General features: G+C 60.3%; 22 protein-coding genes. 9 read left to right on the forward strand and 13 right to left on the reverse strand.

The window, feature by feature from the left end; all coding sequences use genetic code 11:
* Window position 1 precedes the first annotated feature (1 nt).
* From QD408_RS07385 to QD408_RS07410, 6 genes are all read right to left on the reverse strand, one after another.
* The gene (locus tag QD408_RS07385) at window positions 2-1,123 is read right to left on the reverse strand and encodes a branched-chain amino acid ABC transporter substrate-binding protein (protein WP_088684800.1); all 1,122 of its coding nucleotides are present in this window, start codon (window positions 1,121-1,123) and stop codon (window positions 2-4) included.
* A gap of 120 nt (window positions 1,124-1,243) precedes the next feature.
* A complete protein-coding gene (locus tag QD408_RS07390) occupies window positions 1,244-1,597 on the reverse strand; it encodes a DUF6867 family protein (RefSeq protein ID WP_414138837.1) in 354 nt (117 codons plus the stop codon).
* Window positions 1,598-1,616: 19 nt separating this feature from the next.
* Window positions 1,617-2,360: an ABC transporter ATP-binding protein gene (locus QD408_RS07395; protein WP_414138838.1), complete on the reverse strand. Its 744-nt coding sequence runs from the start codon at window positions 2,358-2,360 to the stop codon at window positions 1,617-1,619.
* The gene (locus QD408_RS07400; RefSeq protein ID WP_414138839.1) at window positions 2,360-3,235 is read right to left on the reverse strand and encodes an ABC transporter ATP-binding protein; all 876 of its coding nucleotides are present in this window, start codon (window positions 3,233-3,235) and stop codon (window positions 2,360-2,362) included. The genes QD408_RS07395 and QD408_RS07400 overlap by 1 nt, the downstream gene beginning before the upstream one ends.
* The gene (gene livM / locus QD408_RS07405; protein ID WP_088684803.1) at window positions 3,235-4,626 is read right to left on the reverse strand and encodes a high-affinity branched-chain amino acid ABC transporter permease LivM; all 1,392 of its coding nucleotides are present in this window, start codon (window positions 4,624-4,626) and stop codon (window positions 3,235-3,237) included. Before livM ends, QD408_RS07400 begins: the two co-directional genes overlap by 1 nt.
* A gap of 4 nt (window positions 4,627-4,630) precedes the next feature.
* The gene (locus QD408_RS07410) at window positions 4,631-5,533 is read right to left on the reverse strand and encodes a branched-chain amino acid ABC transporter permease (protein WP_088684804.1); all 903 of its coding nucleotides are present in this window, start codon (window positions 5,531-5,533) and stop codon (window positions 4,631-4,633) included.
* A gap of 550 nt (window positions 5,534-6,083) precedes the next feature.
* Here QD408_RS07410 and cysQ point away from each other — a divergent pair.
* Window positions 6,084-6,881 carry a 3'(2'),5'-bisphosphate nucleotidase CysQ gene (gene cysQ, locus QD408_RS07415; RefSeq protein WP_414138840.1) on the forward strand — a complete coding sequence of 266 codons (798 nt, stop codon included), beginning with the start codon at window positions 6,084-6,086 and terminating at the stop codon, window positions 6,879-6,881.
* 607 nt (window positions 6,882-7,488) lie between these two features.
* Entirely contained in the window at window positions 7,489-8,214 is a 726-nt protein-coding gene (locus QD408_RS07420) for a sugar transferase (protein WP_414138841.1), read from the forward strand.
* A gap of 104 nt (window positions 8,215-8,318) precedes the next feature.
* Here the strand turns inward: QD408_RS07420 and QD408_RS07425 are convergent, their stop codons facing one another.
* Window positions 8,319-9,062 carry a LuxR C-terminal-related transcriptional regulator gene (locus QD408_RS07425; protein WP_414138842.1) on the reverse strand — a complete coding sequence of 248 codons (744 nt, stop codon included), beginning with the start codon at window positions 9,060-9,062 and terminating at the stop codon, window positions 8,319-8,321.
* Window positions 9,063-9,459: 397 nt separating this feature from the next.
* Between QD408_RS07425 and QD408_RS07430 the strand changes: the two genes are divergently transcribed.
* Window positions 9,460-9,735, forward strand: coding sequence for a DUF1153 domain-containing protein (locus QD408_RS07430; protein ID WP_007533628.1), 276 nt, complete (start codon window positions 9,460-9,462; stop codon window positions 9,733-9,735).
* A gap of 20 nt (window positions 9,736-9,755) precedes the next feature.
* On the opposite strand, the gene QD408_RS07435 is transcribed toward QD408_RS07430, so the two are convergent.
* A complete protein-coding gene (locus QD408_RS07435; protein ID WP_414138843.1) occupies window positions 9,756-10,301 on the reverse strand; it encodes a paraquat-inducible protein A in 546 nt (181 codons plus the stop codon).
* Between the two features lie 56 nt (window positions 10,302-10,357).
* Between QD408_RS07435 and QD408_RS07440 the strand changes: the two genes are divergently transcribed.
* Window positions 10,358-10,636, forward strand: coding sequence for a GNAT family N-acetyltransferase (locus QD408_RS07440; RefSeq protein ID WP_414138844.1), 279 nt, complete (start codon window positions 10,358-10,360; stop codon window positions 10,634-10,636).
* Window positions 10,637-10,792: 156 nt separating this feature from the next.
* Here the strand turns inward: QD408_RS07440 and QD408_RS07445 are convergent, their stop codons facing one another.
* Window positions 10,793-11,143, reverse strand: a complete 351-nt coding sequence (locus tag QD408_RS07445; RefSeq protein WP_088684810.1) for a flagellar export protein FliJ — start codon at window positions 11,141-11,143, stop codon at window positions 10,793-10,795.
* A gap of 438 nt (window positions 11,144-11,581) precedes the next feature.
* Here QD408_RS07445 and ctrA point away from each other — a divergent pair, with 438 nt between their 5' ends.
* On the forward strand, window positions 11,582-12,283 hold the full coding sequence (ctrA, locus tag QD408_RS07450) for a response regulator transcription factor CtrA (protein ID WP_007533606.1): 702 nt from the start codon (window positions 11,582-11,584) through the stop codon (window positions 12,281-12,283).
* A gap of 212 nt (window positions 12,284-12,495) precedes the next feature.
* Here ctrA and QD408_RS07455 read toward each other — a convergent pair whose 3' ends face one another.
* Window positions 12,496-12,858 (reverse strand): response regulator, encoded by a 363-nt coding sequence (locus tag QD408_RS07455; RefSeq protein WP_088684811.1) that lies wholly within the window; start codon window positions 12,856-12,858, stop codon window positions 12,496-12,498.
* A gap of 121 nt (window positions 12,859-12,979) precedes the next feature.
* Complete coding sequence (gene chpT / locus QD408_RS07460; RefSeq protein WP_414138845.1) at window positions 12,980-13,627, reverse strand: histidine phosphotransferase ChpT; 648 nt, start codon at window positions 13,625-13,627, stop codon at window positions 12,980-12,982.
* A 194-nt stretch (window positions 13,628-13,821) separates the two neighbouring features.
* On the opposite strand from chpT, the gene QD408_RS07465 reads away from it, so the two are divergent.
* A complete protein-coding gene (locus QD408_RS07465; protein WP_414138846.1) occupies window positions 13,822-14,409 on the forward strand; it encodes a DUF1134 domain-containing protein in 588 nt (195 codons plus the stop codon).
* A gap of 113 nt (window positions 14,410-14,522) precedes the next feature.
* Window positions 14,523-15,683 (forward strand): hypothetical protein, encoded by a 1,161-nt coding sequence (locus QD408_RS07470; RefSeq protein WP_414138847.1) that lies wholly within the window; start codon window positions 14,523-14,525, stop codon window positions 15,681-15,683.
* Here QD408_RS07470 and QD408_RS07475 read toward each other — a convergent pair.
* Entirely contained in the window at window positions 15,680-16,504 is an 825-nt protein-coding gene (locus tag QD408_RS07475; protein WP_414138848.1) for a TrmH family RNA methyltransferase, read from the reverse strand. The two genes, QD408_RS07470 and QD408_RS07475, sit on opposite strands and share 4 nt — an antisense overlap.
* 7 nt (window positions 16,505-16,511) lie before the next feature.
* On the reverse strand, window positions 16,512-16,892 hold the full coding sequence (locus QD408_RS07480) for a hypothetical protein (RefSeq protein ID WP_414138849.1): 381 nt from the start codon (window positions 16,890-16,892) through the stop codon (window positions 16,512-16,514).
* Window positions 16,893-16,933: 41 nt separating this feature from the next.
* Here QD408_RS07480 and QD408_RS07485 point away from each other — a divergent pair, with 41 nt between their 5' ends.
* Complete coding sequence (locus tag QD408_RS07485; RefSeq protein ID WP_414138850.1) at window positions 16,934-17,959, forward strand: RluA family pseudouridine synthase; 1,026 nt, start codon at window positions 16,934-16,936, stop codon at window positions 17,957-17,959.
* Window positions 17,960-18,148: 189 nt separating this feature from the next.
* On the forward strand, window positions 18,149-19,057 hold the full coding sequence (rpoH, locus tag QD408_RS07490) for an RNA polymerase sigma factor RpoH (RefSeq protein ID WP_088684818.1): 909 nt from the start codon (window positions 18,149-18,151) through the stop codon (window positions 19,055-19,057).
* Window positions 19,058-19,579 lie beyond the last annotated feature (522 nt).

The raw sequence follows: 19,579 nt of genomic DNA on the forward strand, positions 1-19,579 counted from the left end.
CTTACATGCCCTGCGGGACGTAGGTGTACTTGCCGTCCGCGCCCTTCTTCCATTCGTACATGATGTAACCAGGAATCTTCGGGTCGCCCTTTTCGTCGAACGAGATGTCGCCGAGAACGGTCGGGAACGGACCCTTTTCCTTCATGGCCGCAGCAACGGCTTCAGGATCGAGCGAACCGGCAGCCTTGGCGGCACCGGCGATCGCCTGCATCGCAGCGTAGGAATAGAGCGTGTAGGCTTCAGGATTGAAACCGGCGGCCTTGAACTTTTCGACGAGTTCCTTGTTGGCCGGGTTCAGCGTCGGATCGGGGCCGAAGGTGTTCAGCGTGCCGGCAACGGCGTCGCCGGCGATCGATGCCAGTTCGTTCGAAACGATGCCATCGCCCGAAACCAGCGTTGCCTTCAGGCCCTGGTCGGCAGCCTGACGGATGATGAGGCCGGCTTCGGTGTGCAGGCCGCCCCAATAGATGATCGAGACGCCGGCTTCCTTCATCTTGGCGATGAGGGCCGAGAAGTCCTTGTCGCCGACATTGATGCCTTCGTACATGGCTTCCGTGAGACCAGCGGCATTCATGGCCTTCTTGGTTTCGTCGGCAAGGCCCTGACCGTAGGGGGTCTTGTCATGAACGACGGCGATCTTCGCGTCCTTGAAGTGGTCGGCAAGATACTTGCCGGCAATGGCGCCCTGCTGGTCGTCACGGCCGCAGGTGCGGAACGTGTTCCAGAGGCCGCGCTCGGTGAACTTCGGGTTGGTAGCGGCCGGGGTGATTTCGAGAATGCCGTTTTCGGCATAAACTTCCGAAGCCGGGATGGAAACGCCCGAGTTGAAGTGACCGATGACGAACTTGACGCCGTCGGCAACGAATTTGTTAGCGACCGAAATACCCTGCTTCGGGTCGGAGACGTCGTCGCCGAGCTCGATCTTGATCTGCTCGCCGTTGATGCCGCCAGCAGCGTTGATGTCGGCGGCCGCCTGCTCGGCGCCCTTCTGAAGCTGAGCGCCGAAAGCGGCGTTCGGGCCGGTCAGCGGACCGGCGACAGCGATGAGGACGTCGGCCCAAGCGTTGCCGCTGAAGGCGACCATCGCCGTCAGAGCCACTGCCGACAGAAGAGACTTCTTCATATTGTTACTCCCAATTTTTGGGCGGGTTCCGGTCCAAGACCCGGCGCATTACCCACCATTGACTGCGCCAGGAAAGCTGTTCCACTCTGAAGGCAATTCATGCCTAGTTTCAACGGACTGTCAATGTTTGTCCTTCCACGAAAACGCGGAAGTTTTTTCGTACAGCCAGTAATAGTTGTTGACCATCTGATTGGTGCGGCGAAAGCGGAAGCCGGCAGTCGAGAAGACCAGCAGCGTCACGAAATCGATGGTGTAATAGAGAGCGCTGAGCATCGGCCCGTTGAACAGGGCGTGGTGCAGAAACTGCATCGCCCAGGCCAGGAGGAAGGTGTAGACGACGACCAGCGGATAATTGTTCCAGCCGTCAGCAACCGCCTTGCCGGCCCGCCAGGCGGTCCAGAAGCCGATGAGCACGACGAGAGCACGAATGATCACTCGCACACCGTCGTCACTTTCGAAGAAAAGTCCCTGCATATCAAACTCCTCCTTCGACCTAGTGTCTTCCGCCTTCGAGATAGGCGGCGCGGACTTCCGGATTGGCGAGCAGTTCCTTACCGGAGCCGCTCATCGTCACCTTGCCGTTCACCATCACATAAGCGCGATGCGAAAGCCTCAAGGCGGCGAATGCGTTCTGCTCGACGAGGAATACGGTGAGCCCTTCCTGTTCGTTGAGCTTTCGGATCGCCTCGAAAATGCCCTTGACGATCAGCGGCGCAAGGCCGAGCGAGGGTTCGTCGAGAAGCAGCAGCTTCGGGCGGGCCATCAGCGCGCGGCCGATCGACAGCATCTGCTGCTCGCCGCCCGAAAGCGTTCCGCCGCGCTGGGCGTGGCGTTCCTTGAGACGCGGGAAGAGCGTGAAGATCTTTTCGACGTCCTCGGCAAAATATTTGAGGTTGTCGAGGCCCGCGCCCATCTGGAGGTTTTCCATGACCGTCATGCGCGGGAAGATGCGGCGCCCTTCCGGCGACTGCGCGATGCGCAGGCGGGCGATTTCGTGGGTCGGCAGCTTGGTGATGTCGCGGCCCTCGAAGACGACCGAGCCGGTACGGGCCTGCGGGCTGCCGCAGATCGTCATCATCAGCGTCGACTTGCCGGCGCCGTTGGCGCCGATGAGGCTGACGATCTCACCCTTGTTGACCTGGACATCGATGCCGGCCAGCGCGCGAATGTTGCCATAATAGGTTTCGACGCCATTCACCTGAAGGAGCGGTTGACCCGTCATTACTGCATCGCCCATCAGTTTGCGCCTCCTTCGAGCTGCTCGACGGTTGCGATCACCTCTTCCACTTCCTCATCCTCGACACCGAGATAGGCCGCGATGACCTTCGGATCGTTTTTCACATGATCCGGCGTGCCATCCGAAATCTTCTGCCCGTATTCGAGGACGACGACGTGGTCGGAGATTTCCATGACCACCGACATGTCGTGCTCGATGAGCAGAATGGATGTTCCGGTTTCGGCGCGAATGCTTTGCAGAAGCTCATTGAGCTTGGCCGATTCCCGCGGGTTGAGACCCGCGGCCGGCTCGTCCAGGCATAGCAATTCCGGCCCGGTGCACATGGCGCGCGCGATCTCGAGACGTCGCTGGGCGCCGTAAGGCAGATCGCCCGCCGGATCATCGGCACGGTCGATCAATTCGGCCTTTTCAAGCCAATGACGCGCGAGTTCGACTGCGCCTGCGGCCTCCCGCTTGTAAGGACCAATGCCGAGGAGGCCGAGGATGGTAAAGCCCGATGCCTGCATCAGCTTGTTGTGCTGGGCGACGAGCAGATTTTCGAGAACCGTCAGGCCGGAGAACAGCCGGATGTTCTGGAAGGTGCGCGCCACCTTCGCTTCCTTGGTGATGCGAAAGTCCGGCAGACGCTCCAGCAGATACTGCTTGCCGCTCTTCTGGTTGAGCGTGATCATGCCCATCGTCGGCTTGTAGAAGCCGGTGATGCAGTTGAAGACGGTGGTTTTGCCGGCGCCGTTCGGGCCGATCAGCGCGGTGATATCGCCGCGCTTGGCCTCGAAAGAGAAGTCGTTGATGGCCATCAGGCCGCCGAACTTCATCGACAGGTGCTCGACTTTGAGAAGCGTGTCGCTCGACATCGCGTTGGTAACGGGGCTCATCAACCGTGGCCCTCCTTGGTAAAGCTTCCGGATACCGCCTTACGCTCCTTGAGGAAGGCGGTCGGTTCACGCGAGCCGACAAAACCGCGCGGCTTGAACAGCATGACGACGACCATGGCGAGGCCGAAAAGCAGCATGCGGTAGAGTTCCGGCGTAAAGTCAGGCCCGAAGATCTCTTTCAGGAAATCCATTTCGCGTAGCGCCTCGGTGCCGCCGACCATGACGATCGCAGCGATCGCGATCCCGGTCAGCGAGCCCATGCCACCGAGAACGACGATGGCGAGAATGACGGCCGATTCCAGGAAGACGAAGGATTCCGGCGAAACGAAGCCCTGGCGCGCTGCGAAGAACGAGCCGGCGAAGCCGCCGAACATAGCCCCCGTCGCGAAGGCGGTGAGCTTGGTCGTCACGGTGTTGATACCGAGCGAACGGCAGGCAATTTCATCTTCGCGCAGCGCTTCCCAGGCACGGCCGATCGGCATCCGGCGCAGACGGATGGTGACGTAAGCCGTCAGCATGCAGAGCGCCAGAATGAGATAGAACAGGAAGATCTTGTAATAGGCCGAAGACATCGGCAGGTGGAAGAGCTTGGCAAAGCCACCGGCCGTCGCATCGAAGGGAATGCCGAAAAGCGTTGCCTTGGGAATGCTCGAGATCCCGAACGTTCCCTTGGTGACATCTGTCCAGTTGATGAGGACAAGACGGATGATTTCACCGAAGGCAAGCGTCACGATGGCGAGGTAATCGCCGCGCAGGCGCAGGACCGGGAAGCCGAGGATGACGCCCCAGAGCGCGGCGAAGATACCGGAAAGCGGCAACAGCACCCAGAAGGACAGGCCGAAATAGCTCGACAGCAGTGCATAGGAATAAGCGCCGACGGCATAGAACGCGACGTAACCGAGATCGAGCAGGCCGGCGAGGCCCACGACGATGTTCAGCCCCCAGGCAAGCATCACGTAAATCAGGATCTGGATCCCGAAATTGTCGACCCACTTCAGCGAACCCTGAGCACCGACGAGCGCCACGATCACGACAGGATAAAGCACCAGCGCGAGCAACGCGAACTTCAGGAAATGCTGATGGAAGAAGTTCTTTTCGGTCGAGAGGGGAAGATCGCCCTCTCGCGCCTTGCTGAGCTTGCGGCGGTCGATATTCGGCTTGATGAAGACGACCATCACGAACCGGCCGACCGCAGCGACGGCGACGAAGATCGCAAGCAGTCCCCAGCGCTGGACGATGATCAGCTCGTTATTGATGTTCTGGTCGGTCTTGAGGCCGACATAGAGAACGAACATGCCGAGCGACAGGAGAGCGGCAAAAAGCGCTTCCATAAGACCTTTGCGGACAAGCCCGGCGTCGAGCTCGCCTGCAGAATTCTCGATGTTTGCCATGACGTTATACCTTCTCGACTTCCGGCCGCCCGAGGATACCCGTCGGCTTGAAGATCAGCACGAAAGCGAGGATCGCGAAGGTCGCGACATCCTTGTACGCGATGGTGAAATAGGCCGACCACAGCGATTCGATGAGGCCGATCATCAGCCCGCCGAGAACGGCGCCCGGCAGCGAGCCGATGCCGCCGAGTACGGCTGCGGTAAAGGCCTTCACGCCCGGGGTGAAGCCGTCGGCGAACGAAGCGACGCCATAATACATCAGATACATCGTGCCGGCGACGGCAGCCAGTGCCGCACCCATCACGAAGGTGATCGAGATCGTCTGGTCGACATTGACGCCGAGCAGCGCCGCCATCTTGCGATCCTGTTCGGTGGCACGCTGGGCGCGGCCGAGCGCGGTACGATTGACGATGTACCAGAAGGCCGCAAGCAGCACCGCGGTAATGACGATGATGATGATCTGCTTCAGCGACACCGAGATGTTGCCGAACTGGTAGACCGTGCTTACCATCGGCGGGATCGGCTTGTTGCGCGGACCCTGCGTCACCTGGATGAAGTTCGACAGCACGATCGACATGCCGATGGCCGTGATCAGCGGCGCCAGGCGGAACGAACCGCGCAGCGGACGATATGCGATACGCTCGATCGTCCAATTCCACAAACTCGTCATCAGCATCGCGACGACAAGCATCGCCAGCAGCAGAATTGCCACCGGGAGACCTGCGAAGATGGATGTGAGGACGAGGAAGACGATAAGAGCGGCGAAACCACCGAGCATGAAGATGTCGCCATGGGCGAAGTTGATCATGCCGATAATGCCATAAACCATCGTATAGCCGATAGCCACAAGGCCATAGATGGATCCAAGCGTCAGCCCATTGAAGAGCTGCTGGACGAAATACTCCATATGTCGTTTTCCCCTGGATGCGAGCGGAAAATGCTGCATCTCTTTTTGGTTCTTCAGTTGCCCGTTTCAGGCAACCTCATAAGCCGCATGCATAGCGGTTTCGTTGAAAATGTGAAGACAAAAAGGATTTACTCCGCCAGATTCTTGCTGAAACAGGCCGACATGGCGCATTTTGGATCAAAATCCACAGAAAAACAGCAAAGTTGGGCGTATTTTTAGCCAGAAACGACCACCGGATTAACCGTTTCGAAAAGTCGCCGCTGATTCCACCGCCAGTCTACTGCGTAAGCTATTCCACTGAATTGGAAGATGGCGCAAATTCAGACCCTGCAGCCGCGACTTTTGCGAATGCCATTTCACGAGCAAATGCCTGCCATCTTCGTCTGACAAGACTGGGATCTTATGGTAGCATCGTGGGTGCGTGAGTGGGGATGCGGAGCGCGACGGGAAACACCATATAAACGACTGGCAAGTATATGGTGTGACAGGGATGGTTTGCGGACGAGCGACAGCGGGGTGCTCGGCCCGCGTGGCAAACGGCAAAAGGACAATGCTCAGGACATTCGAAAAGGCGGCGCTGGAAGCCGGTAAGGCCATCATCACGGTCTTGCGCGAGGGCTTTCCCGTTACCATGAAGGCGGACGCAAGTCCGGTCACGGTCGCCGACGAGGAGGCCGAGCGCATCATCCTTACCCATCTTGCGAGAGATTATCCCGAAATTCCGGTCGTCGCGGAAGAATCGGTCGCCGCCGGCAAAGTGCCCGATATCGGCGGCCGTGGCTTCTTTCTGGTCGACCCTCTCGACGGCACGCGCGAATTCGTCGACGGACGGCAGGAATTCACCGTCAACATCGCCTATATCGAAAACGGCGCCCCGGTGGCCGGCATCGTCTATGCCCCGGCGCTCGGGCTGGCCTTCTCCGGGGAATGCGGCCGCGCCGAAAGACTTGTCGTCACCGAGGATTTCACGGTCGGCCTGCGCGCGGCGATCACCGTGCGCGAACAGCCGGACGACAGGCTGGCGCTCGCAAGCCTTCGCCACAACAGCCCGGAGACCGGCAGCTTCCTTGCGCACCACGCGATCTCCAAATGCACCAATATCGGCTCCTCGCTGAAATTCTGCCTGCTGGCGGAAGGCAAGGCCGACGTCTATCCCCGCTTCACCCGCACGATGGAATGGGACACCGCGGCCGGCGATGCCGTGCTGCGCGCCGCCGGCGGCTCGACGGTGACGCTCGACGGCGCACCGCTGACCTACGGCAAGACGGGACCGGCGGCCGATTTCGACTTCGCCAACCCGAACTTCATTTCCTGGGGCGGCAGGAAACGCGTGCTCGAACCGGCGTAATCACCCGGAGCAGACGCTGAATACCGACAACAGGCAAATGCCTCGCATCGCACGATGCTTCGTAGATGCGCTGCCGACCTCCGCGCGCTTCGAAGCCGCTGTTCGCCGGCTCGAAGCGCGGACAGCCGTAAAGTGTGATCTACAACGCCTGGATGAACCGGGTGATTCCCGGCGCGAAAGCGATTCGCTCCGTCTTCCGCCCCGAACGCTATCGATCCGCCTTGATTTTGTCATATTGTGACACAGGTTGATGGCGACCGGACATCTTCGCCAAAAAAATTTCGCTTAGGATTCGGTTAAAAATATCGGTTAACGTGTATCGGTCACGTGCCGAAACAGCACGTCGAACCACCCCCGGGAGCCCTCGCCAAGAGCCTAGAAACCTTGACGAAATTCCAATTCTTAACGGAATATCATGAGTTTGCCTCAACTTAACGCAGATGCGAAAGATTTGTTGCGATGCGATATTTCACTGGACACCATTACACAATTGTCGCATTTTTCCGTTTTAGTAGGGTTACCAACACCTGAGTGCAGCCCTGGTGACAGGGTTAACCATTGATCGCCTATTGCCGCCGCGCCCCTCGAAGACAACAGAGTACGATCCTTGAGCATCACGGAACTAAACAACACCATTTCGAATGAGTCCTTCCGGCCGAGCCGCCGCCAGCTGCCGAGCCTGAAGATCCAGACCCCTGTGATCCATAGCGATGCGCCGCAGGCGCCGTGGATGGATCTTGCCCTGAAGCGGGCGTTCGACATCGTTTCGTCGTTGAGCGCCCTCCTCGTCCTCGCGCCTTTCCTCCTGCTCGTCGCCTTGCTGATCAAGCTCGACAGCCCGGGACCGGTGCTCTTCAAGCAGACCCGCTGGGGTAAGAACTGCAAGGCCATCAAGGTCTACAAGTTCCGCTCCATGCGCACCGACCTCTGCGACGCCACGGGCGTTGCCCAGACGGTGAGGAACGATCCGCGCATCACCCGCATCGGCGCCATCCTGCGCCGCACGAATATCGATGAGCTGCCGCAACTCCTGAACGTGCTGCTGGGCGACATGTCGGTCGTCGGCCCGCGCTGCCATGCCATCGGCATGCGCGCCAGCGACATGCTCTATGAAGAGCTCGTACCGGAATATCACCAGCGCCACGCCATGCGTCCCGGCATGACGGGTCTCGCCCAGATGCGCGGCCTGCGCGGCCCGACCGATCGTCCGGCCAAGGCCCGTGCCCGTATCGCCAGCGATCTCTATTACGTCGAGAATTTTTCGATCATGATGGATATGCGCATCATTGTCGGAACCGTCGTGTCGGAACTGACCCGCGGAAAAGGCTTCTAAACTTTCCGGAATGACCGGTCGTCTTATGCATTTCGCCCAAACCGCTGAGCGGTTTGGGCGAAATGCATTTTTAGATAAGAAATTTGCGAGCGCTCCCGCGCTCTTCACAGCAACCTGTAGCGAAATGCCCTAGCGACCGCCTGCATCCGGTTGACCGAATCGAGCTTGCGCATCGCGCTCTTCAAATAGCCCGCCACCGTATGCGGCAAGAGATCGAGAATGATCGCGATCTCATCGCTGCTCTTGCCCGCCGCCGACCAGCGCAGGCATTCGATTTCGCGCCGCGTGAGTGTCTCCGACGGCCCTTCCTCCGGACCGCGGCTGCGCGAGATCTTGTCCAGAAGGTCCGTGCAGCCGTAAAGCAGCGCCATTGCCTGCTCTCGTGTCGGCATGGGGGAGCAGCCTGAGAAGGCAAAAATGTATTGTTTCAGGTCAGCGTCGTGCAGCGTGAACGCGAAGGTATTCTTCAGCCCGTGCATCTGAAAGAGCGTGTCGAGACCGCGGTTTTCCTGATTGGCGGCGCTGCCCGCAAACGAGCCCTCCTCGCAGAAAACCGGCATGACGGTCCGTTTCATCGCCGTCACCAGCCTGCTGCAATAGAAGAGGTCGGCCGCTTCATACACGCCGGAAAGGCTTTGCGGCCAGTTGCTGATCAAGCGGTTTTCGATGAAGGCCGTGCGGTCGCCGCGCGGGAAAGCTGAGAGCAGATAGAAATCGAAACCGGCAAGCTTTGCCATATCCCCGAGCAGCGCCTTGCCGTCGTTCACCGACATGCCGGCATTGGTCTGCAAGGGCGAAAACCCAGCATCACAAGCGCAATCGTCGATTGTACGCTTACTTTTCTTCATCTCCATATCCTTGCCGAGCGAGCCTCGGTTCGGCCTCGCTGCCGGCGACGGGAAGCTCGCGCCGGGGAGCATCGGCAGAAACGGCTTTTGCCCCGCCTCCCAAGAACGGGAAGCGTCAAAGGCACGAACTGGACTGATGCAGCGGGAGGAACGGGGACGAGGCCTGGCGCTCATTTTTATTTTGCGCGACTTATAAAATTTTCCGGGAAGGTCGGGTAATATTTATTCCGCATGGCTCCCATGCAGCCGTCACAAATTGACGTAGTGGCAGGCGATCGTCCCAAATCGCCGCTGGGGCATCTAAAGTTGTTATCAAAGTCTTACGATGGGCTTAGGCAATTTTTAAATGTGGCAGGCTAGAGTGGCCTCCGTGGTCTTGCGTTGTGTAGAGAGTCCCATGACCGAAATGATACGTCCCCGAGTAAAATATGTCATCGGCCCCGATGGCAGCCCCCTGACGATCGCGGATCTTCCGCCGCCCAATACGCGGCGCTGGGTGATCCGCCGCAAGGCAGAGGTTGTCGCGGCTGTTCGCGGTGGCCTGTTGAGCTTGGAAGAGGCCTGCGAGCGTTATACGCTCACGGTCGAAGAATTCCTTTCCTGGCAGTCGTCGATCAACAGCCATGGCCTCGCCGGCCTGCGCACCACGCGCATCCAGCAATACCGCCACTGATCGCACGCCATCCTCGACATTTATTTCGGGCCGGACGCATCTCCCATCAGGGAATGAAGAAGGCCCGAAATCATTGACGAGGCCGCGTAGCACCAGAGGCCGGGCTGCGTGAAGGCATCCGCCAACCCCGTTGTCTTCGCCGCAGCAATGACGATCGCGACCAGCAGCACGTCCATCATTGACCACTTGGACAAATGCGGCACGACGCGACGATAAAACAGGCTCCCGGCCCCGCCGCCGGCAGCCGTCGCTTCCGCGGCAATCCCGATCATCTTCAGAAACGGCAGCACGATCGAGACCAGCGCGACGATCGCCGCCAGCAGCCCATCCCCGCCTTGCCAGAGCGAGACGACGATTTCGATGAGCGACGGGGTCTGATCGAAGAAATACAGCGTTTCGAAACGGACCAGCGGCAAGATGAGGCCGAGCGCCAGGAGAAAGGGCGCAGCCACGAGAAGAGCGGGGCGGATGATCGAAAGCGCGCTCATTGCTGCGAACCTCGCGCCGATCCGACATTTTTCATGAACACTGCGTCTCCCCCGGGAATTGTTCCACCGGCTTGGCATGGCCGCGCCGCCGTGTCACCGTCGGCGCCGACAATATCTGTGTACGAGGCAAGACGATGGACATTCGAAATGAGGAAGGCGCCTCCGGCGGCCGTTATGCCGCCGAGGTCGAGGGGCACGAGGCGGAGATGACCTATTCACGCACCTCTCCCAAGCTGGTCATCATCGACCATACGGCGGTGCCCGATGCCTTGCGCGGCAGGGGCGTCGGCCAGGCATTGGCGCGTCATGCGGTGGAAGCTGCCCGCACCGGCGGCTGGAAGATCATTCCGCTCTGCCCTTTCTTCAAAGCGCAGGCGCAACGCCACCCGGAATGGCAGGATGTCGTGAACTGATTCGCGATGCCGGAAGCGGTCGCCGTGCGGAGCGGCGACATACAGGCGCAAAACACGGGAAACACCAAAAGCCATGTATGACGGACAACGCGCCCATCATACATGGCTTTTCAACGGCGATCCCCGAGGCGCCGAAGCCGGCGCCCGTCTTTTGTCTCAGGCCCTTGCCCGGGCGCTGCCGTCACGCTCTTCCAGCGCCGTCGCCCTTGCATATTCCGCCTGCATCTCCTCGAGCGCCAGTTCCAGCGCCTCTTCCTGCATCTTCAGTTCCTTGATCGAAACCTGCAGGTTGTCGGCCCGCTGACGCGCGGCTTTGGCGAAGGTCGGATAAGCGAAGTGATTCGGGTCTGATATACCGGACTTCTTTTCCTCGACGACGATCTGGCTCTCCAGATCCTTCGTCATCCGTTCGAATTCGGACATCATCATCTGCAATTGCTGCAATTGACGTCGTTTTTCGTTCACCTGAAACTCTTTCAGACGAACGAGACTTTCTCGCGACTTCATACGCATTACTCCCGTGATGCGAGACCCCGGCTCAACTTGAAACCGCCCTTGCGCGCCGCTTTGACACGGTTTGCTGAAAAATTTCCTGCGATATTAACAAAAACCTACCGCTGGTAACCTTTCGTTTACGGGCATCGTTAATGATAGAGCGGATGATTTAAGGGTCGGTAAATGCCACGGCATGAAGTTCGAACCTTTTCATTGGCGAGTCGGATGAATCACTTAGCGCTGTTTCCTAATGTTAAAGTTGAGGAAAGCCTTTTTGAGATTCCTATTGGAAAACAGAGAAATGGAAAAATTATTTAATAAATTCGATACTCCTTGCCAGAGTGAATTAGAATTTGTTAACCATTTCGTGGCAGCTTCCAAATCACGTAGCTTGTTCGGGTAGCGTGTAGGGGGCCAGACCACCTTTCGGCGGCGGTAAAGGGGATAATTATGCGGGTACTTCTCATCGAGGATGACAGCGCTACGGCGCAGAGCATCGAATTGATGCTCAAATCAGAGAGTTTTAATGTTTATACCACCGATCTCGGTGAAGAAGGCGTCGATCTGGGCAAGCTGTATGATTACGACATCATCCTTCTCGATCTGAACCTGCCCGACATGTCCGGATATGAAGTGCTCCGCACTCTCCGGCTGTCCAAGGTCAAGACACCGATCCTCATCCTGTCGGGCATGGCAGGCATCGAAGACAAGGTTCGCGGCCTCGGCTTCGGCGCCGACGACTACATGACCAAGCCGTTCCACAAGGACGAGCTCGTCGCCCGCATCCACGCTATCGTTCGCCGCTCCAAGGGTCACGCCCAGTCGGTCATCATGACCGGCGAGCTCATCGTCAACCTCGACGCCAAGACCGTCGAAGTCGGCGGCCAGCGCGTCCACCTGACGGGCAAGGAATACCAGATGCTGGAGCTGCTTTCGCTCCGCAAGGGCACCACCCTCACCAAGGAAATGTTCCTGAACCACCTCTACGGCGGCATGGACGAACCGGAACTGAAGATCATCGACGTCTTCATCTGCAAGCTGCGCAAGAAGCTCGCCAACGCCGCCGGCGGCGCCAACTACATCGAGACGGTCTGGGGCCGCGGTTACGTTCTTCGCGAGCCTGACGGTACCGAATACGCCGAGACCGCCTGATTTTCCGATCCCCCTTATCGGATGACGAAGATCCCGCCCCTTTCGGCGGGATTTTTCGTTTTCATATGCGCAATGATCACGCAGACGATTTTCGGACCGGGCCGACGTTATCTTGTGTCGATCGGGAAATTGAGCGTAGCGCCACGCGAACCGATTGCACCTTCGGCATCGGTTCCCAAAACAAACCAGGGTCGGCAGGAAAAAGCCTGGGCTCAGGCAGCGATCGCGCGGTTTCCGAAAACGGCGGTCAGGATCTTGCGATCGAACGGCTTCAGCAGGAAATCGGTGGCGCCGGCGCGTTTGCCCGCCATCAGCTTCTTCAGATCGGCCTCGATGACGCAGTAATAGATCTTGACCTCTTTGCCGCCGTCCATGGCGCGGATGGCCGCGATGAGTTCGAGCGCGCCTTCCATGCCGGAATCGACGAGCAGATATTCCGGCAGCTCCGTCTGGCAGTGCTGCAACGCCTCGGCGGCAGTGGAGGCCTCGCTGACGAGAAAGTCGAGTTCGGAGAGAATGCGTTTGCCGACCTTGCGGACGATGTCCGAATTATCGGTGATCATGAACCTTTGCATGGCCGCTCCTTTTCCCCCGCATTCGTCGCAGCGAGGGGCCTCTTACAACCTAAGAGAATAGGTCCATCAGGCTAAAGAATCGTTACCAGACGGGCGCCAAGCGCCCTTCGGCGCACCAAAATCAAACCGCGGCAACCACCGCCGTGAACACCAGTTCGTCCGGGCTTGCGCTGTGATCGAGCGTCATTCCGCACTCCTCGGCCAGAAGCACCGTGTAATAAGGCTGGATCGAATGAGCATCGATCGCCTCTTCGATCGTGCCGGTCGAGATCTCGACGAATTTCGGCGGCAGGCGCATCAGCTTGCCTTTCGCCGTGAGCTTGAACTTAGCGTCGAATTCGGGATTTTCGAGCGTCACCTCGAGCACGCCGCCGCGCGGAATGGAGGAATAGGCGACGAGGAAGAGATTGAGCAGCAGCTTGACGCGGTTCTTGGCGACGATGGCGCGCGGCCCGTTCCAGATCACCTCGGTCTTCTTTTCGGCGATCGCGAAATCCTTGGCGGCCCGCTCGGCCTCGCCGGTATCGATCGAGGCGCCGACGGAGCCGGAGGCGCCGAAAGCAAGGCGTGCGAATTTCAGGCGGACGGAAGCGTTGAGTGCGCTGGTGCGGATCAGATCCATCGCATCGGAATCGGCGCCGCCCTCATCCAGCAGTTCCAGGCCGTTGTTGATCGCGCCGACGGGCGAGATGACGTCGTGGCAAACGCGGCTGCAGAGAAGCGCGGCCAGATCCGGGCCGGACAGGGTAAGATTGGGGTTCTTGGACATCATCGTCTCCTGAGGGGCGGCAAGTTCATCGCGCCCGGTAATATGCTTCTTCGAAATTGCGCGAAGTTTGCGATCGTATTCGGTGCCATAATGACACCATATTTGGTAAACCGATTGTTAAGATCATCGGGGCAAAATGCATCAATCGCCGCGAGCGCTTGCCGCTCACAGCCAAACGACGAACGGATGACACCATGCGCCCTCGATTCCCGCGCCGATTCATCGGCTTCTGCAGGCTGCTTTCGGCCCTCGTCTTCTCCTCTCTGATCGTTGCCGGGCCGGCCGCCGCCCAGGACAACAGCAAGTATACGATGCAGGAAATCGTCGATGCCGGCCACTCCTTCTTCGGCTCCGCCAGCGGTGGTCTGGCCAAGGTGGTCGAGAGCGCTTTCCAGAAATACGGCCTGCCGAACGGCTATATTCTCGGACAGGAAGGCGGCGGCGCCTTCATCGCCGGCCTTACCTATGGCGAAGGCCAGCTGAACACCAAGAATGCCGGCGAACATCCGCTCTACTGGCAGGGGCCTTCCCTCGGCATCGATTACGGCGGCCAGGGTTCACGCGTGATGATGCTGGTCTACGACCTGCCCTCTGTCAACGGCATCTACGCCCGGTTCGGCGGCGTCAGCGGCTCGGCCTATGTGATTGCGGGCTTCGGCATGACGCTGCTTAAAAACAACGACGTGCTCATCGTGCCGATCCGCACCGGCGTCGGCGCCCGCCTCGGCGTCAATGTCGGTTATCTCAAAATCACCAATGCGCCGACCTGGAACCCCTTCTGAGACGGCAAAACCGCAGGAATCGGCCGCCGCTCGCATCGGCGGCCTTGCCATGCATGCCAGGCCTGCTTAATCATCGCGGCTGACCCTTATCAACCTTAATCGATGGCCGCGCCGTGATCGAATATGCTCTCTTGTTCGGATTGGGCTTCCTGACCGCGGCCTTCCTCGTCTTTCTGGTCTCGCCCGCCGTCCATCGCCGTATCGTCTGGTACACCGAGAACCGGCTGAAGGCGACGATGCCGTTGAGCCCCCAGGAGGTGCGCGCCCAGAAGGATATGGTACGCGCGCTCTATGCCGCCGAGAATGCCCGCACTGCCCAGGACCTTCTGCGTGAGCGCGAGAAATCGCTGTCGCTCCAGTTGCGCCACGACGCACTTGCCGTCGATGCCGGCAGGCTTGCCGCCGAGATCGGCGAATTGCAGGCCCAGATCGGCGAGATGCATGTCGAGGCGGCCGAGCAGCGCTCGCATCTGCGCAAGGACGAGAACTATATCAGCCAGCTGAAGACCAACCTGCATATCGCCGAGCAATCCGTCGCCAACAAGGAGAGCGAGCTGGCGACGATGCGCACGCGCCTGAGCAAGCTCAGCGAACAGGCAGACGGGCTGAGGATCGACCTTGCCGCACGCGAGACCGAGGCGGAAAGCTTGAAATTCCGCGCCAATGCGCTGCGCGACGAACGCGACACGCTGCGCCAGGACGTCACCCTGCTGCAGAAGCGCGCGAGGGATGCCGAGCAGAAATTAACGCAGCAGCAGCATATGGTGATCCGCCTGGAGGACAAGACCGCACGCGAGAGCGCCTCCGCCGCGGAGAAGGAAACGCAGCTCGCCCGCCGCCAGCAGGAGATCGTCAAGTTGAAAGATCAGTTGAAGGCCGCCAATGCCGAGATCCGCAAGGTCAACCGGGTGCTGCGCGACGCCGGTCTTGCCAAGGTGGCGGCAGAACTGCCGGCGGAATTGACGGCCGAGGACGCAGGCGAAACCGCACTCGACACCGCCGCCGTCACGGCTGAGATGGGCGAGGATGTCCGCATGCGCAGCGCCGCCCTTGCCGAGCGCCTGCAGAAGGCAAAGGCCGTGACCGGACGCGACGGCGCGATCCGCGAGGAAATCGCCTCGATCGCCGCCAACATGGTGGCGCTGACCGCGCTCAACGAAGGCCCCTCCTCACCGATCCGCTCGCTGCTGCAGGATGCAGGCAACAACAACCCGAACGACCGCGTCAGCCTGGCCGACAGGGCGGCCGCCGTCATCGCCAATCCGGTGCGTTAAAGCCGCTCCATGGCGGAAGCCATGGAGAATAGCGCGATCCCCGTCGCCGTCGCCGCGTTGAGGCTGTCGAGCTCGGCTGATTGCGGGATGCGCGCGCTCTGAAAGCGCGCAAGCAGCGCCTCCGGCAGGCCCTCCCCCTCCGTGCCGACGACGAGCGCCATGCGCGCCGAGGCCGGAATGCCGCGGATATCGGTCTTGCCATGCGGCGAAAGCGTCCAGATGGCAAACCCCCTTTCGGCAAGCGCCAGAAGCACATCCAATGCCTTGCCGCCGCGCCGGTGCGGAACGCTCAGCACCGAACCGACCGAGACGCGCAATGCCTTGCGATACAGCGGGTCGCAGGAGGTTTCGTCGAGGAGCACCGCATCCGCCTGGAAGGCGGCCGCATTGCGAAACATCGAGCCGGCATTGTCATGGTTGGAAATGCCGCAGCCTACCAGCACCAGCGCCCGTTCCGGCAGGGCGTCGAGAAGGGCCGCCTCGCCGCGGTCCTCCCGCCGGCCAAGCGCGAGGACGCCGCGATGCAGATGAAAGCCGACGACACCGTCGAGCACGCCAGCCTCGGCGACATAGACCGGCACATCGGCCGGAAACCGTTCCAGGATGGGCTGCACACCGTCGACACGATTGCGCAGCAGCAGGACCTTCTCGGCCGAGAAGCCGTTGCCTGCCGCATGCGCCTCGGCGAGCATACGCAGCACGACGGTACCCTCGGCGATGAAGCGGTTCTCCCGCCCCGTCAGGTCGCGCTCTTTTATATCGCGAAATTCAGCGATGCGCGGATCGTCGGCGCTGTCGATGACGATCGGGTCGGCGGCCATGCCGGCCTCAATTCCCCGCGACGGTGACGTCGGCGACGGTGCGGCCGGTCCTGAGGTCGAAGACGAGCGCCTTCCTCTTGCCCTCGACCGTTTCTCCGTAGAACAGGATCTGCCCTGCCGAAAACGAGGTGGACTGCACTTTGAAACCGAGCGGCAGGGACAAGATCGCCGTAAGCGGCGCGTCCGAAGGCACGCCGGAGGCGGTGATGGCCGTCTCCTTCGATTCGCTGCGCGTCGCCTTGTAGACAACCGCACCGAAGACCGCCATAAGGCTCACGAACATGATGGCGCCGGAAACGATCTGCAGGCGGACCATCTTGCGCCGGACATTTTCCATCGCCGGATCAAGGGGCTTCTCTTCCTGGTCGTCTGGCTCGATTGCTGTCATCTGTGCATCCCGTTCTAAAAATACGTCGGAGAAGAAGCGTCTTGAGCGACCCCTTTAAACAAGCCGCCGGCATTAGAAAAGTCCTGACAGCCGATGAAACCGCCGAAGGCCGGCTCGACGCCTGGCTGACGGCGCAGCTCGGCGAGGAATTTTCCCGCAGCCGGATCAAGGCGCTGATCAAGGACGGCCTGGTTTCCATGCGGGGCCAGCCCGTCACCGATCCGCAGCGCAAGGTGCGCGCCGGCGACAGTTTCGAGATCACCCTGCCCGAGCCGGAAGACCCGACGCCGCGGGGCGAAGACATTCCGCTCGATATCCTTCATGAAGATGACGACCTCATCGTCATATCGAAGCCCGCCGGCCTCGTCGTCCATCCCGGAGCGGGCAACTGGACGGGCACGCTGGTCAATGCGCTGATCCACCATTGCGGCAACACGCTTTCCGGTATCGGCGGCGTGCGCCGCCCCGGCATCGTCCACCGCCTCGACAAGGACACGACCGGCGTCATGGTCGTCGCCAAGAACGACATCGCCCACCGGCATCTCTCGCTTCAATTTGCCGATCACGGCCGCACCATGCCGCTGGAGCGGGCCTACCAGGCCGTCGTCTGGGGCCGCCCGCGCGCACTGTCGGGCACGATCGACGCACCTCTCGGCCGCGCCACCGGCGACCGCACCCGCCGCGCCGTCAAGCGCCCCGACAGCCAGGACGCCGATCATGCGATCACGCATTACCAGGTGATCGAGCGCTTCCAGGAGAACCCGGACGCGACCGCCCTCGCCTCATTGGTCGAGTGTCACCTCGAAACCGGCCGGACCCATCAGATCCGTGTGCACATGGCCCATATCGGCCACCCGCTGCTCGGCGATACGGTGTACGGGGCGGGCTTCAAGACCAAGGCCAATGGCCTGCCCGAAGAGATCCGCAAGGTCGTCAGGGGTTTCGACCGTCAGGCGCTGCATGCCTTCATGCTGCAGTTCGAACACCCCCGCATCGGCGACGTCATGCATTTCGAGGTGCCGCTGCCGGATGATATGGTCGAACTGGTCGCGGCGCTGCGCGGATAAAAGAACGTTTTCCTAACGGCGGACGAGCGCTCACAGCTGCGTGAGCGGCACCTTGAACCGCCGTTTCGCCATACTTATCTGTATATGGACTTAGTGCGGGCTTGGAGAAAGCCGCACGTCCCGGTTTGCCTTTCTTGACGCGAGGGCGCGTTTCATTGGGAACCGGAATTCACATTAGGAGGGTGCACTATGGCCCGAAATAACTTGCCGTCCATTACCGCCGGCGAAGCCGGTCTCAATCGTTACCTCGACGAAATCCGCAAATTTCCGATGCTCGAGCCGCAGCAGGAATATATGCTTGCGAAGCGCTACGCCGAGCATGGCGACCGCGATGCCGCCCACAAGCTCGTCACCAGCCATCTCCGCCTCGTCGCGAAGATCGCGATGGGTTATCGCGGTTACGGCCTGCCGATCGGCGAAGTCGTCTCCGAGGGCAATGTCGGCCTGATGCAGGCCGTCAAGAAGTTCGATGCCGAGCGGGGCTTCCGCCTCGCCACCTACGCCATGTGGTGGATCAAGGCCTCGATCCAGGAATATATCCTGCGGTCATGGTCGCTGGTGAAGATGGGCACGACTGCCAACCAGAAGCGCCTGTTCTTCAACCTGCGCCGGCTGAAAGGCCGCATTCAGGCGATCGACGACGGCGACCTGAAGCCCGAGCACGTCTCGGAAATCGCCACCAAGCTGAACGTCTCGGAGGAGGAGGTCATCTCGATGAACCGCCGCCTCTCCGGCGACGCCTCGCTGAACGCACCGATCAAGGCGGCCGAAGGCGACAGCGGCCAGTGGCAGGATTGGCTTGTCGACGACCATGACAGCCAGGAAGACGTGCTGATCGAACAGGATGAGCTCGACACCCGCCGGCGTATGCTGGCGAAAGCGATGAGCGTGCTGAACGAACGTGAACGCCGCATCTTCGAGGCCCGCCGCCTCGCGGAAGATCCGGTGACGCTGGAAGATCTTTCGGCCGAATTCGACATCAGCCGCGAACGCGTCCGCCAGATCGAGGTCCGCGCCTTTGAAAAAGTCCAGGACGCCGTCCGCAAGGAAGCCCTGGAACGCGCCAAGGCCGTCCGTGTGGTGGAAGCTACCGCCTGATCGGCTGAACCTGAGAATTGAAAACGCCACCTTCCGGATGCGGGAGGTGGCGTTTTTGTTTTGTCATTTGGAGCGTGCCGTGCATTCGACCTGTCCGCGGACATTTTGGGAAGGCCGGGCGTTACAACGAATCTCTTCTCCAGCGGGGGTCCGAAGGACGGGTGAGACCCGTGGCTCGACCCCGGTCGGTGCCAGCAGGCGGATGAGGGGGCCACACAGCACAGCCTTCATTGCCTTTGCTTTCGCTCAACACAACATCAAATGTTCTGCCGTGCAGCCCCCTCATCCGACCCTTCGGGCCACCTTGCATAAGAGATGTTGTATAAGGTGACTGCCTTTGGCCGGGCGGCCGCCCGGCCAAAGGCGCGCCGATTGTCGGATCGCAGCCACCAGAACCTTTAGGGTTGGGGAGAAGCAGGATCGCGATCGGCTCCTCATCGTGGCCCGAATGGTTGCTGGAACAACCTGGTTCGTATGCAAGGCAGGGACGACAAGGATGGCTGAGATTATCACGAAAGCCGC

Source organism: Rhizobium sp. BR 249 (assembly GCF_047445895.1).
In the GTDB taxonomy this organism is placed as follows: Bacteria; Pseudomonadota; Alphaproteobacteria; order Rhizobiales; family Rhizobiaceae; genus Rhizobium.